The organism is Alistipes sp. AF48-12 (genome assembly GCF_003477565.1).
GTDB lineage: Bacteria > Bacteroidota > Bacteroidia > Bacteroidales > Rikenellaceae > Alistipes_A > Alistipes_A hominis.
Map to the genome: position 1 here is coordinate 76,763 of NZ_QUDJ01000013.1, position 14,091 is coordinate 90,853.

Consider the following 14,091-nt stretch of genomic DNA (forward strand, 5'->3'; position numbering starts at 1 on the left):
TCGATGGTTCGAAAGATTGTTTTATGTTTTATCGTATGGGCGTCGGCTCTGTCGTCGTCTGCCCGGGATATTCCGGAGTGCGTGCGTGTGAAACTGGATTCGATGATCGACGACGGGCTGAAATGCCGGGCCTTTCCCGGGGCTTCGCTCGTCGTGGGCGACCGGGACGGGATCCGCTATGCCCGCCATTACGGCTGTCACGACTATTCCGGAAAACGACCCGTAGCGGACGGAGATCTTTTCGACGTAGCTTCATGTACCAAGGTGCTTTCGACGACTTTCGCCGTGATGCGGTTGTACGATCAGGGTAAATTGAAAGTTATGGAAGCCGTCGGGCGTTACCTGCCCGAACTGGCGGCTACGCCGGTCGGAGGGATTTCGCTGCGGGAGTTGCTGACGCACACTTCGGGACTGCGCGCGCAGGTTTTTTATACGCCGTTGGTGCGCAATGCCGCCGGCGGAAGCATGTTCAGCGGCAAACGGACGGCCGCCTATCCGCATCAGGTCGGCAAAAACTATTACGTGGCCGGGGAGATCGCTTACGATACGGCTTACCTTTGTTCGACTTCGCGGCCCGGCTGGCGTCAGGCGGCCGACGACCTGTATGTCAATCCGGCGGTCGATACGCTGATCCTCGGACAGATCGTGCGGGATTATAAGCCGGCCCGTCGCGGCAGTTACCTGTACAGCGATACGAATTTTTTGCTGTTGAAGATGATTGTCGAACGCGTTTCCGGTCGGCCCCTCGACGAACTGACGCGGGAACTGTTCGCCGAATTGGACTGCACGGACACTTATTACAATCCGTTGCAATACCGCGATAAGAGGAACTGCCTGCCTACCGAGACCGACTATATCCTCGGACGCGGAACGGTGCAGGGGTATGTGCACGATGAACTGGGAGCCCTGATGGGCGGCGTGGGTGGCAACGCCGGGCTGTTTACGACGGCGCGCGACATGGCTCGTTTCTGCGAGATGATCCTCGGGGGCGGAACTTATGCCGGACGGCAGGTGCTGACCCGCAAGACCGTCGAGCTTTTTACGGAGTCGCCCTATACGGAACAGGGCGTTTGGCGCGGTCTCGGGTTCGATAAGCGGGACCCGAAAACGGGCGAATTGGGCGGCGAGACCCGTTTCGGCCATACCGGGTTCACCGGGACGATTTTCTGGATGGACAGCCGGACGGGCGTTTACATGGTTTTCCTGACCAATGCCGTGCACCCGACCCGGGTGAACAACAAGCTGAACGCTTCCATGCTGCGTACGAAAATCTGGGAAACGCTTTGCTGTATGCCGGACAGTTCCGGTAGTTTTTGAAAAATGTCCGGAGCGCCCGTGCGAACGGAGGTGCGATGATAAAAGACGCCCGGCCTTTCATTACAGTGAAAGGCCGGGCGCCGTATTTGTCAGGGAATCCGCTTATTGATTCATCGTAACGAGCAGTTCTTCGTTCGAACGCGTGGATTCCATGTGTTTTTTGATGATCTCCATCGCTTCGCTCGAATTCATGTCGGCCAGGTAGCGGCGCAACACCCAGATTTTCTGCAGAACCTCTTTGCTGAGCAGCAGGTCTTCGCGGCGCGTGCCGGAAGCGATGATGTCGACGGCCGGGTAAACCCGCTTGTTGGAGAGTTTGCGGTCGAGTTGCAGTTCCATGTTGCCGGTGCCCTTGAACTCCTCGAAGATCACCTCGTCCATTTTCGATCCGGTATCGATCAGCGCCGTTGCGATGATGGTCAGCGAACCGCGCTCCTCGGTGTTGCGGGCCGCGCCGAAAAACCGTTTGGGCTTGTGCAGCGCGTTGGCGTCCACCCCGCCCGACAGGACTTTGCCGGATGCCGGCTGTACGGTGTTGTAAGCTCGCGCAAGCCGCGTAATCGAGTCGAGCAGGATCACGACGTCGTGTCCGCATTCGACCATCCGTTTAGCTTTCTCAAGCACCATTTCGGCGACTTTTACGTGGCGCGAGGCCTGTTCGTCGAAGGTCGAGGCGACGACTTCGGCTTTGACATTGCGGGCCATTTCGGTCACTTCTTCGGGACGTTCGTCGATCAGCAGGACGATCAGGTAGACTTCCGGATGGTTGTCGGCGATCGCGTTGGCGATCGATTGCAACAGCATCGTTTTACCGGTTTTCGGCTGTGCCACGATCAGTCCCCGCTGGCCTTTTCCGATCGGAGAGAACAGATCGATCACCCGGGAGGACAGGTTATTGTGCCCGTTTCCGGTCAGGTTGAACTTTTCGGACGGGAACAGCGGGGTCATGTATTCGAATTGTACGCGGTCGCGGGTTTCGTCGGGACCGAGTCCGTTGATCCGGTTCACCTTGACCAGCGGGAAATATTTTTCGCCCTCTTTCGGCGGCCGGATGACGCCTTGTACCGTGTCGCCGGCTTTCAATCCGAATAGCTTGATCTGCGACGGCGATACGTAGATGTCGTCCGGGGAGTTCAGATAGTTGTAGTCCGGCGAACGCAGGAAGCCGTATCCGTCGGGCATGATCTCCAGTACGCCTTCTCCCTGTACGCTGCCCAGAAACTCGTCTTTCGCATCCTTCTTGGAACCCGTTTTCGGGGATTCGTGCTGCGGTTCCGCGTGGCGTTCCGCATGATCCGTTCCCGGCAGGTTTCCGGAACGGTCTCGGTCGGAACGATCTCCTGGCGTACGGGGGATTCGTTGTCATGGACGGGTTGTTTTACAGCGTCGTTCTGATCCGCCGTCGGCGTTTCCGGTTTCGTATAAACGATCCGGTTTCTTTTCCGGTCGCGTTCCATTTTGTTTTTTTCCGGACTGGCCGTGTAATTCCGCGCTTTCTGGTTTTCGCGGGGGGCTTCCGGATGGGCCGTTTTTTTCGCGTTCCGGGATTGTCCCGTTTCGGTCGCCGCAGGCTGCGGGTCTGCCGTTTCGGCGCGTGCCGCGTCTTCCTGTTTTTTCTCTTTTCCTGCGGCATTTTCCGCGAAGAACGGTTCGGACGGAATCGGGAGTTCGGTTTCCGGCTTTGTATCGGAGCCGACTCCGGTTACTTTGACGGCATTGATCTTTTTGCGTCTTTCCCGTTTTTGCGGCACCGGATGGTCGCTTTGCGGAGTTTCCGCGGGACTCGTTTCCTGGAGGGGGCTTTCGCCGCTTTCCGGCCGTTCCGACTGTTCGAGGATTTTATCGATGAGGGCCTGTTTGCGCATCTGGGCTTTGATACCCAACTTTTTCCCTATTTCACGCAATTCGGCAAGACTCTTTCCGCTCAATGCTTCTGCGTCATACATAGAATATGCTGTTTTTATTTATTTCAGTGATTTACGTTTGTCCGAACGGACAACGAAGACCATCGTTTAATGATGATACAAATGTAGCGGATTTTTTGAGAATAACAAAACGGAGGTCTATTTTTCGCTTCGCCGCAGGAATTCGACGGCTGCTTTCAGGTCGTCGGGCGTGTCGATCGCCAGGCTTTCCGAATGCGTTTCCGCCGCTTTGATGCGGAAGCCGTTTTCGAGCCAGCGGAGTTGTTCGAGCGATTCCAGTTTTTCGAGCGTGCCCTGCGGTAGTTCGGCGATCCGCCGCAGCACGCTGCTCTTGTAGGCATACAGGCCGATGTGTTTCAGGAATTTGTGGGATCGTTGCCACCGATCGCGCTCCGTGCCGCGCAGGTAGGGGATCGCCGAACGGCTGAAGTAGAGCGCATAGCCGTCGGTCGAAAGCACCACTTTCGGCGAGTTGGGGTTGAAGATGTCTTCGTGCGCGTCGAACGCTTTAACCAGCGTCGCGATTTCGGTGGCAGGATCGTCGAAACATCCGGTAATCAGCCGCAGTTGTTCTTCGGCGACGAACGGTTCGTCGCCCTGGATATTGACGACCGCGTCGAATCGTTTGCCGGTCGAAGCTCGATGCGGTCGAGGGCTTCGCGGCAGCGGTCGGTTCCGCTGCGGTGTTCGGCGGAGGTCATAACGGCCTGTCCGCCGAATCCTTCGACGGTGCGGACGATCCGTTCGTCGTCGCTCGCCACGTAACAGTCGGGGAAAAAGGCGTGCGCTTTTTCGTAGACGTGCCGGATCATCGGTTTGCCCGCGAGGTCGGCCAGCGGTTTGCCTGGGAATCGGGTCGATGCGTACCGTGCCGGTATCAGTGCCAGGAATTTCATGTTTTTCGTTTTTTTAACGGCCGGAGAGCAGCGGATGCGGAAAGTTTTACCGGCCTGAATGCGTTGCAAATTTAACTTTTTTATAGTTTTGCGCCTACGGATATGGAAACAAATTATCGGATAAGCCCTTTTGTCGAACTGGGCAGGAGGTTGGCTCGGCAACTTGCCGGCGGGGAACTGGATGCGGTCGTCGCCCGTGCGATTGCCGAAAACGGCTGGTTTACGCGGCAGAGCGTCGCGCAGGCGATCGAAGCCATTTGCACCGATCTGCTCGACGAGACCGTGTTGCGGGACTGGCTCGCCCGTTATCCCCGTCCGGACGCTTCCGCCGTTCGGCGCGTCGGGATCGTTTTGGCTGGCAACATTCCGCTGGTCGGCTTTTTCGACCTGCTGTGCGTTTGCATTTGCGGGCACCGCTGTTTCGTAAAACCTTCCTCGAAGGATCGCGTGCTGACGGGTTATGTCGTGGAGCAGTTGCTTCGGATCGAGCCCGCAATGCCGGTCGCTCCGCTGGAAGAGGATACGCCGCTGGACGCCCTGATCGCGACCGGAAGCGATTCGACCCGGAGTTATTTCGGGAAGCGTTACCGGGAAATGCCGTCGCTGTTGCGCGGTAGCCGGTACAGTATTGCCGTACTGGACGGAACCGAAACGGAAGCGCAGTTGGAAGGACTTTCGAACGACGTTTTCCAATATTTCGGTTTGGGGTGCCGCAATGTCGGCCGGATTTTTGTTCCTCGCGGTTACGATCCGACGTTGCTGCGCGATGCGTTGTCGCGCTATCCGATGTCGCATCCGGGCTACCTGAACAATTACCGCCAGGCGCGGGCGCTGCGGATGCTCGGCGGAGAGCCGCTGCTGGACGGCGGTTTTTTCCTGCTCCGCGAGAGCGACGAGCAGAGTCCAAACCTCAGCGAGATCGGGTATGCGTATTACGATGATCTGGACGGAATGGAGTCCTGGATACGGCGGCACGACGACCGGCTGCAGTGCGTCGTTTCCGAAGTCGTGGGCCACCCGCGCCGGGTCGGTTTCGGCCGGGCGCAGCATCCTTCGCCTACGGATTATCCCGACGGGACGGATGTGATCGCTTTTTTGCGGCGGATTTAAATAAGTTTGATTATATTTATTGGATATTAAAACGAACAGACCATGTCGATGATTTTTCAATTCAGGATGCTGTGCGACGAAGACGATTATTTCCTTCGCGAATACGAGGTGCCGTACGATATGACGCTCGCCGCTTTCCGGGATTTTATCAATAAGGATCTGCAATACCGTCCAGAAGAACTGACGTCGTTCTTCACGGCGGACGACCGTTGGAACAAGTTGCAGGAGTTTACGGCGATGGATATGGGCGCGACGGAGTCGGACGGGGAACTGTTGCCGCAGGCGATGGACCGCACGTTGCTGTCGCAGGTGGTTCGTAAAAAACGCGACCGGTTGATTTACCAGTTCGACGTGCTCGGCGACCGAGCGTTTTTCTTGGAACTGACCGAGGCCATGAAGGCGGAACCGGACAAGCGCTATCCGGCCGTAACGCTTGCCGAAGGCGATGCTCCCGACCAGTATCGTGCAGGGGCGGGAAGCGGAAGCGGTTCCGTTTTCGACGACGCGATGGGCGATTTCAGCGATTTCGCAGGCACCGACGGCTATGGCGATGACGAGTAACGTGGCAGGACGTAAGACGCTGGCGGTCGTTCTGGGAGCGACCGCAACGGGCAAAACCGGGGTCGGGATCCGTTTGGCGCAGGCGTTCGGCAGCGAGATCGTCTCTTCCGATTCGCGTCAGATCTACCGGGAGATGAGTATAGGCACGGCCAAGCCTACGGCCGAAGAGCTCGCTGCCGTGCCGCACCATTTCATCGATACGCGCAGCGTGAGCGAGGATTACTCAGCCGGACGCTACGAGGAGGATGCGCTCCGCCTGCTCGGGGAGTTGTTCGCAAAGCACGATCTGTTGTTTCTGGTGGGCGGATCGGGGCTCTACATCGATGCGGTTTGCGACGGAATGGACCCGTTGCCGGCTGTCGACGAAGAGTTGAGGCGGCGGTTGACCGAACGTTTCCGTGGGGATGGGCTGGCTCCGTTGCTGGAGGAACTCGAAAAATACGATCCTGCGTATTACCGGCAGGTCGACCGTGAGAATCCGCACCGGGTGATCCGTGCGCTGGAAGTGTGCCTGCAAACGGGGCGGCCTTACAGCTCCCTGCGCCGGGGAGAGGGTAAACAGCGTCCGTTCGATATCCTGAAGATCGGGATCCGGATGCCGCGCGAGACGCTTTACCGGCGGATCGACGACCGGGTCGACGGGATGGTGGCCGAAGGTCTGGAACGGGAGGCGAGGGCGCTTTACCCGTTGCGGGACTGCAATGCGCTGCAAACGGTCGGCTACCGCGAGTTCTTCGGGTATTTCGACGGGAAGATCACCCGGGACAAGGCGATCGAGCTGATTAAGCGCAACAGCCGCCGGTATGCCAAGCGCCAGCAGACCTGGTTCGGCCGTGACGACCGGATCGAATGGTTCAACGGCGGGGAGGGATGCGCCGAATCGATCGAAAAGTACCTGCGAAAGTTTGTATAATCCCCGAATATCCCTATATTTGCGCTCCATGCGTAGAAATAGGGCGATGATGCTCGGATGGTGGAATAGGTAGACACGCAGGACTTAAAATCCTGTGGACAGCAATGTCCGTACGGGTTCGATTCCCGTTCCGAGCACTGTAAATAAAGTAGTTGCGATTTGCTTCGCAGCTACTTTTTTATTTGTCCCGCTATGTACATGAAAAATGCGCACAAGAGAGGTTTATTATATCATCTATTTGATAGTTTTTGTCTATTAAAACGTAATTGTACTTTCTCGAAACAATTGTGATTATATCTATTGGTTTTACTTATTTTCTCTCTTCAAATCAAATAGTCTATTGATAAATAGGTATATTTGTATTTCTCTGACAGCCTTTGTGCCGATAGGGTTTTCCTGTGTGTATTTTCTGCAATTAAAATAGCCGTGTTTCAAGTGTAAATATATGAAAATTAACGTGTTTGGTGTTTTTATGCAGTCTCTGTCTCCAGTACGTTAGCCGTAGGGACTGCGTCGGCTTACAGTATGTTCAATTCAAATAGGGAGGGGATTTCCCGTTTCTTCCCGGATAATTGGAAAGTCTCCGCGATACAGGAATGTATCGCGGAGACTTTGTTTTGCAACAGATCCGTTTTCCGGGGAAAAGTATTCCGTTTACAGCGAGACGCAGCAGTTGAGCGCTTCGAGGGCTTTCTTTTTGTCATTCCGGCGCAGTACGAACGAGATATCGCAGTTGTCGCCGTAAGAGATCATGCGCACGGGGATGTCTTTCAGCGAATCGACTATGCGGTGTTCGAATCCCACGTTGTACCATTTCAGGTCGCCCACGACGCATACCACGACCATGTCGTCTTCCACCGTAACGTCGGCATAACGGCTCAGGGCGGCGGCGATTTCCGGCAGGTGCTTCCGGTTGTCGATCGACAGGGATATCTCCGTGTCGGAAGTGACCATCAGGTCGATCGGGGTGTGCGAACGAGCGAAACAATGGAATACCTTGTCGAGGAAGCGGTAGCCCGGTACCTTGTAGGTGGAGCGTATTTTTAGGTAGGTTATATCGTCCTTGGCGGCCACCGCTTTGATTCGTCCCGTGTCGGCCGCCTCGGAGATCAGCGTGCCGGGTGCCTGTGGATCCAGCGTATTCAACAGTCGTACCGGGATGTTCTTTTGCCGGGCGGGCAGGATGCAGGTCGGGTGCAGGATTTTCGCGCCGAAATGGGCCAATTTGGAAGCTTCGTCGAAAGTGAGTCTGCGTACCGGAGAGGTTGCGGATACGATCCTCGGATCGTTGCTGTGCAGTCCGTCGATGTCGGTCCATATCTGGATCTCGCAGGCGTCCAGCGCGGCGCCGAGCAGCGAAGCGGTGTAATCGCTTCCGCCCCGTTGCAGGTTGTCTATTTCGCCCGAAGCGTTGCGGCAAATGTAGCCCTGGGTAATGAAAATCCGGTTGAGGGGATAACCGTTTATGGCTTTGCGCGCATGTTTCCGGATAAATCGCATGTCCGGCTCCCCGCATTTGTCCGTCCGTATGAAATCGACTGCCGGCAGCAGGGCGGCATGTACTCCCGTCTCCGCGAGATAAAGGTACATCAGCCGGGTTACGATCAGTTCCCCCTGGGCCAGAATGATTTTTTCTCCGGCGGCGGAAAAGGGTTTCCGGCAGATTTCTCTCACCAGCGAAAAGCTGTTCTGGATATGTTTTTTCGCCTTTCCCGCGCTTCCTGCGCGGCGGTAAAGCGCGTCGGCGACCGCCGAATACTTGTTTTCCAGGCGGGCGGCGTCGTCCAGCGCGCCGTCCATATCACCGCCGGACAGTTTCGCCGCGATCCCGGCCAGCGCGTCGGTCGTTCCCGACATGGCCGAAAGTACGACCACTTTGGGCTGTTCGTCGCTGATAAGTCGTGCGACGTGTTTGATTCTTTCGACGGAGCCTACCGAGGAGCCTCCGAATTTCAGGATTTTTATTTTCCCTTGCTCGTGATTCATTGGTTTGTTTTTTTGTTTGCGATTTGGTTCGCGGTTCCTATCGGACAATTGGAGTGCCGTTTTCCGGTGTCTTAGTTTATGCTTTGAATGTCAGTGTTGTACGGGAACGAAAGGGAGCGTGCCGGTCTACCGAAATGAAAGGGTGCCTGTCGTTTTGATATACTTCGATATGGTTCCCGATTTGCCGTATGACAAATATTGTATATCTTCGCGGCATGACGACGACGTTTAAATCGGATTTGGTGCGGTAAACAATCTGTGTTTTTGATACGGATTGTCCTTTCGTTCGCTCTCGGATCGTTCTTTCCGGGAACAATTTTCGTATTGCTGTAATTTTAATTTTTAATCTGCGTGCGGTGGTGAACGGTATGGTTATGCCTTCACGCGTGCGCTAACATACCGAAGTAATGAGTAACGAGTATAAAACGATTCACGAATTTGATTTCAATTTAATCTGCGAATATTTTTCGAACGTAGAACGTCAGGTACCGGGCAGTCCCGAAGTGACTGTCCGGGCGCTGGGCTTTATCGACGGCCTGACCCCGCAATCCCGCATTGCCGATCTCGGTTGCGGGACGGGCGGACAGACAATGACGCTGGCGCAAAGAGCGCCGGGGCAGGTCACGGGGCTCGATCTCTTTCCCGATTTTATCCGGATATTCAACCGGAACGCCCGTGCGCTCGGCCTCTCCGACCGGGTGAAAGGGATCGTCGGCTCGATGGACGACCTGCCCTTCGGGAAGGAATCTCTGGATCTTATCTGGTCGGAAGGCGCTATCTACAACATCGGTTTCGAGCGGGGATTGAAAGAGTGGCGCGACTATCTGAAAACGGGCGGATATATCGCCGTTTCCGAATGTTCGTGGTTTACCGCCGAACGCCCCGCCGAAATCCACGACTTCTGGATGGCGCATTATCCCGAAATAGATACGATTCCGAACAAAGTCGCCCGGATGCAGGACGCCGGTTATGTTCCCGTCGCGACCTTTGTTCTGCCGGAAAACTGCTGGACGGAGCATTTCTTTTTTCCGTGCGTCCGGATACAGGACGCGTTTCTGCAAAAACATGCGGGCAGTAGAACCGCTGAAGAATTTATTGCCGGTCAACGCCGCGAAATGGAATCGTACCGCAAATACAAGGAATTTTACGGTTATGCGTTTTATATCGGGAAGAAAATTTAAGTAACTTATCGCGGAGATCGTCGCCGGAGACGGTCGCATACGACCGTAGAGGGGCTTGGACGTAAGGACACTTTCCGTATGAAGGCTCGCGAGGCCGACAGGAAAGGAATGTCCGGGCGTTCTCTCCCTTTCTTTTTTATAGTTTTGCCGTAGCGCCTTGTCGCGGACGCATGGGCGGAGGTTTCCGACGCTCGGCTCGATCGTCGTCGGGTTTCTTTCGCACCGGGAGCTGCTGTGGATCGAGGCCCGGCTCCGCGACGCGGTTTCCCGTTTCGTCCGTTCCGCTTCGTCGTCTTCCGGATACGCTTCCCGCGGTCAGGGCTTGTGCCCGCAAACGCGGCTGCGCCGGGGATTCCCCCGGCGGACGGGTAGTCCCGTCTGGGGAAGGACGTGCCGGCCGGAAAGTCCGACCGGAGCGGAATCCGGTCCGTTTTTGCCGGGCGGCAGCGCAACACGGTTGCGTCCGGATACGTTCCTGTAAAAAAGAGGCAATATTTTTGCGGGAATGATGAAATGGATTTTAATCGTACAGGCGGTACTGATGCTGTCGTGTACCCAATCGAATGGGCAGACTATGAAAAAAGAACTGACTCCCGAGGAGAAGCGCGTGATCGTCGGCAAAGGAACCGAAGCGCCGTTCTCCGGCGAATACTACCGTTTTAAAGGAAAAGGAACTTACTGTTGCAAACAGTGTGGCGCGCCGTTGTACCGCTCTTCGGACAAGTTCGACTCCGGATGCGGCTGGCCGAGCTTCGATGACGAGATCGCAGGGGCCGTCAAGCGGGTTCCCGATGCGGACGGGCGTCGGACGGAGATCGTCTGCGCGAAATGCGGCGGCCATCTCGGTCATGTTTTCGAGGGCGAGGGACTCACCCCGAAGGATACGCGACACTGCGTCAACTCGGTTTCGTTGCGGTTCGTGCCGGAAGAGACCGAAGGAGCGGAACGGAAAACCGAAACTGCCGTTTTCGCCGGCGGTTGTTTTTGGGGCGTGGAGCACCTGATGGGCAAGACGCCCGGCGTCCTTTCGATCGAGTCGGGCTATACCGGTGGAAAGACCGGGCATCCGACTTACCGCGAGGTCTGTTCGCATACGACCGGCCATGCCGAGGCCGTTCGTATCCGGTTCGATCCGGCCGTCGTGTCTTACGAGACGCTGGCCCGTCTGTTTTTCGAAATACACGATCCGACGCAGGTCGACCGCCAGGGACCGACGTCGGGGATCAGTATCGTTCGGAGATTTTTTACACGACTCCCGAGCAGAAACGGACGGCTCTCGAACTGATCGGGCGGCTCCGAGCGAAAGGGTACGACGTGGTGACGAAACTCTCTCCCGCGACCACGTTCTGGAAGGCCGAAGATTACCATCAGAATTATTACGACCGCAAAGGCGCGTCGCCCTATTGCCACCGGTATGTCAAGCGCTTTTAGGCCCCGGACACCGTTTTCGGGCGGATTCTGTCCGGATTCGTTAAAAAGAGGACATAATCCGTTATGATTTTACGGATGTCTCTGTGGAACATGCCGGTAATAATATTTAACTTGTGCTCTGTTCTTCCGGGGTGTCCGCAGCGGGGGCGATTCGCGAATTCCGGCCCGGAACTCGGGGCTTCGGGAGAACGGATATTTTTATAACTTTTATAAAATATAACTATTGAATCAGGGCAAAGTTTACCTTAAGTTTCGTTGTACTGCGAAAGTCGCCGCTCGCGTTGCGATCGAAGGTTTGAATCCTAAGTGGCGGCTCGAAGACATATCCGGATCGTAGCGGATATCGAGGAATGAAAGGGGGGCCGGATCAGAATGAATCCGACCCCCTTTTTCGCGCTCTTTTTTGCATTTTCGCGAAGAAAAGGTTATATTTGTAAATGTCATATAACCTACTGACCCATGAAAGAGGATTTTAAATTAAGTCGTAGAGATTTTATCAAAAGTTCCGCGTTGGGAACTTTGGGCGTTTTGAGTACGGTCGGCGTGCCCGCTTTGCTGACGGGTTGCTCGTCGCCGAAGAAAAAAGTAACGGTAACGGTTCCCGAGATACTGGCCAGCGCGCCGGAAGGCCGTCCGCTGAAAGCGGGGCTGGTCGGCTGCGGAGGCCGCGGCACCGGAGCGGCTTGCAATTTTTTGGATGCCGGTCCCGGTTTGCAGATCACGGCTCTGGGAGACGTGTTTCCCGACAAGCTGGACGCGTGCCGGAAGACGCTGAAAGATAAGGGACAGGAGATAACCGACGAAAATTGCTTCCTCGGTTTCGACGCCTACCAAAAAGTGATCGACTCGGGCGTGGATGTCGTGCTGCTGTGTACGCCTCCGGTATTCCGCCCGATGCATTTCGAATATGCCATCGAAAAGGGCAAGCACTGTTTTATCGAGAAACCGTGCGCAGTGGATCCCGTAGGGGCCAAGCGGGTTCTGGTTACGGCTAAAAAAGCCGATCAGCAGGGACTGTCGGTTATCAGCGGTACGATCCGTCGTTCGCAGAAGGATTGCATCGAGACGTACCGTCGCGTAGCCGAAGGCGCTATCGGAGACATCGTATCGGCGCATGTGACGCGTTTGGGCGGGGCGCTGTGGTACATCAACCGCAGACCCGAATGGAACGACATGGAGTACATGCTGCGCAACTGGGTGAATTTCTGCTGGACTTCCGGAGATCTGGTGGTCGAACAGTTCGTTCACGAGATCGACATGATGAGCTGGTTCATGGGCGATAAGACGCCTGTCCGGGCTGAAGCCACCGGTGGCCGCCAGCGCCGTGTCACGGGCGATATGTACGACTTTTTCAGCATCGAATACGTATATGACAACGGCTTGCGCGCGCACTGTACGTCGCGCCAGATCAACGGTTGCGATACGACGCACAACGTGATGGTGTACGGAACGCAAGGGTACACGAATTGTTTCGATACGATTTACAACCTCGACGGCACCATTGCCTGGCAGTACCCGAAGCCTGCGCCGGAGGATCCCGACCAGTCGATGGCCGTTCCCGATCCGTATGTGCAGGAACTGATCCGCCTGGTGACGGCTATCCGTACCGATACGCCGGTGAACGATGCCGAGCAGCACGTCAAATCGACGCTGATGGCGATGATGGGACGGCAGTCGGCCTATACGGGCAAATTCGTAACCTGGGACGAGATCATGGCTTCCGAAATGAAACTGGGCCCCGAAACCTACGAATTCGGTCCGGTGCCGGGGATTCCCGAAACGCCTCCGGTAGCAGGATCGCCGGCCTGATAATCTGAAACCTAAAACGATACAGTTATGCACCGCAGAGATTTTTTGAAAAACGCCCTGCTGGCCGCAGGAGTTCTGTCGTTTCCGTATTTGCGCGCCGGTGTGCTAGCCGATTCCGTGTCGGTTCCTGCCGATGACAAGGAGCCGGTTTCCGGCGATTTCCGTAAGTCGATCATGTGGGGAACGGTGGGCATGGAGGGTTCCGTGCTGGACAAGTGCAAGGCGATCAAAGCCGCGGGTTACGACGGAATCGAGCCCAATAGCCACATGGATCGCGATGAAGTGCTGGCCGCCATGCGGGAGACCGGTCTCGTGGCGTCGAGCGTCTGCAACGTCCACCATTGGGCGAAACCGCTCTCGCATCCGGATGCCGCCGTGCGGCAGGAGGGGATCGACGCGATGATCGTCGCGATGGAAGACGCGAAGGCGTACGGTACCGACGCCGTGCTGCTGGTGCCGGGTATCGTCAACGAGGAGGTTAGCTATGACGATTGCTGGAACCGTTCGACCGAATGTATTAAAGAGTTGATCCCTACCGCCGAAAAGCTGGGGGTCAAAATCTGCATCGAAAACGTGTGGAATAATTTTCTGTTGAGTCCGGTCGAGGCGTGCAATTACGTCGATCAGTTCGAAAGCCCGTATGTGAAGTTTTATTTCGACTGCGGCAATATCCTGGTTTACGGATGGCCCGAGCAGTGGATCGACATTCTGGACAACCGGATCGGACGTATCCATATCAAGGAATTCAGCCGCAAGGAAGCGGACTCCAAAGGGAGGGGAGCCGGGTTCGGCGTGTCGTTGACCGAGGGCGACGTGAATTGGAGCAAAGTGATGGAAGCGGCCCGCAAGCATTACCGGGGCGGATGGCTTACCACCGAGCAAGGGAACAGCGCTTCGGCGGAAGCGCTGGCGGATCTTTGCGCCCGGCTCGACCGGATCGTTGCTTTGTAGTTTATTGATTG

Annotated in this window: 9 protein-coding genes, 1 tRNA gene and 4 pseudogenes; 10 read left to right on the forward strand and 4 right to left on the reverse strand. The window is 56.0% G+C overall.

Annotated features, from left to right (window positions below; translation table 11 throughout):
- Positions 1 to 3 precede the first annotated feature (3 nt).
- Entirely contained in the window at positions 4 to 1,317 is a 1,314-nt protein-coding gene (locus DW082_RS09380) for a serine hydrolase (RefSeq protein ID WP_118458357.1), read from the forward strand.
- A gap of 102 nt (positions 1,318 to 1,419) precedes the next feature.
- Here the strand turns inward: DW082_RS09380 and rho are convergent.
- From rho to kdsB, 3 pseudogenes are all read right to left on the reverse strand, one after another.
- Positions 1,420 to 2,670, reverse strand: a pseudogene (gene rho, locus DW082_RS09385) (transcription termination factor Rho); the annotation flags it as partial.
- A 518-nt stretch (positions 2,671 to 3,188) separates the two neighbouring features.
- Positions 3,189 to 3,263, reverse strand: a pseudogene (locus DW082_RS15490) (hypothetical protein); the annotation flags it as partial.
- Positions 3,264 to 3,380: 117 nt separating this feature from the next.
- Positions 3,381 to 4,138: pseudogene (gene kdsB / locus DW082_RS09390) on the reverse strand (3-deoxy-manno-octulosonate cytidylyltransferase).
- 102 nt (positions 4,139 to 4,240) lie between these two features.
- Between kdsB and DW082_RS09395 the strand changes: the two are divergent.
- The 4 genes from DW082_RS09395 (at position 4,241) to DW082_RS09410 (ending at position 6,859) form a co-directional block, all read left to right on the forward strand.
- Positions 4,241 to 5,248, forward strand: a complete 1,008-nt coding sequence (locus DW082_RS09395) for an acyl-CoA reductase (RefSeq protein ID WP_118458359.1) — start codon at positions 4,241 to 4,243, stop codon at positions 5,246 to 5,248.
- Between the two features lie 42 nt (positions 5,249 to 5,290).
- On the forward strand, positions 5,291 to 5,809 hold the full coding sequence (locus DW082_RS09400; protein ID WP_101570850.1) for an IS1096 element passenger TnpR family protein: 519 nt from the start codon (positions 5,291 to 5,293) through the stop codon (positions 5,807 to 5,809).
- Positions 5,793 to 6,722: a tRNA (adenosine(37)-N6)-dimethylallyltransferase MiaA gene (gene miaA, locus DW082_RS09405; protein ID WP_118458361.1), complete on the forward strand. Its 930-nt coding sequence runs from the start codon at positions 5,793 to 5,795 to the stop codon at positions 6,720 to 6,722. Before DW082_RS09400 ends, miaA begins: the two co-directional genes overlap by 17 nt.
- Before the next feature lie 51 nt (positions 6,723 to 6,773).
- Positions 6,774 to 6,859 (forward strand) — tRNA-Leu (locus tag DW082_RS09410).
- 517 nt (positions 6,860 to 7,376) lie between these two features.
- On the opposite strand, the gene DW082_RS09420 is transcribed toward DW082_RS09410, so the two are convergent.
- On the reverse strand, positions 7,377 to 8,708 hold the full coding sequence (locus DW082_RS09420) for an aspartate kinase (RefSeq protein ID WP_222613612.1): 1,332 nt from the start codon (positions 8,706 to 8,708) through the stop codon (positions 7,377 to 7,379).
- A 407-nt stretch (positions 8,709 to 9,115) separates the two neighbouring features.
- On the opposite strand from DW082_RS09420, the gene DW082_RS09425 reads away from it, so the two are divergent.
- The 5 genes and pseudogenes from DW082_RS09425 to DW082_RS09445 all read left to right on the forward strand — a co-directional run bounded on the left by DW082_RS09425 (position 9,116) and on the right by DW082_RS09445 (position 14,080).
- The gene (locus DW082_RS09425) at positions 9,116 to 9,889 is read left to right on the forward strand and encodes a class I SAM-dependent methyltransferase (protein WP_118458363.1); all 774 of its coding nucleotides are present in this window, start codon (positions 9,116 to 9,118) and stop codon (positions 9,887 to 9,889) included.
- A gap of 157 nt (positions 9,890 to 10,046) precedes the next feature.
- A complete protein-coding gene (locus DW082_RS09430) occupies positions 10,047 to 10,370 on the forward strand; it encodes a hypothetical protein (RefSeq protein WP_101570844.1) in 324 nt (107 codons plus the stop codon).
- 60 nt (positions 10,371 to 10,430) lie between these two features.
- Positions 10,431 to 11,320 (forward strand): annotated as a pseudogene (locus DW082_RS09435) (bifunctional methionine sulfoxide reductase B/A protein).
- 459 nt (positions 11,321 to 11,779) lie between these two features.
- On the forward strand, positions 11,780 to 13,129 hold the full coding sequence (locus DW082_RS09440; RefSeq protein ID WP_101570842.1) for a Gfo/Idh/MocA family protein: 1,350 nt from the start codon (positions 11,780 to 11,782) through the stop codon (positions 13,127 to 13,129).
- Between the two features lie 27 nt (positions 13,130 to 13,156).
- A complete protein-coding gene (locus DW082_RS09445) occupies positions 13,157 to 14,080 on the forward strand; it encodes a sugar phosphate isomerase/epimerase (RefSeq protein WP_055203871.1) in 924 nt (307 codons plus the stop codon).
- Positions 14,081 to 14,091: the final 11 nt, after the last annotated feature.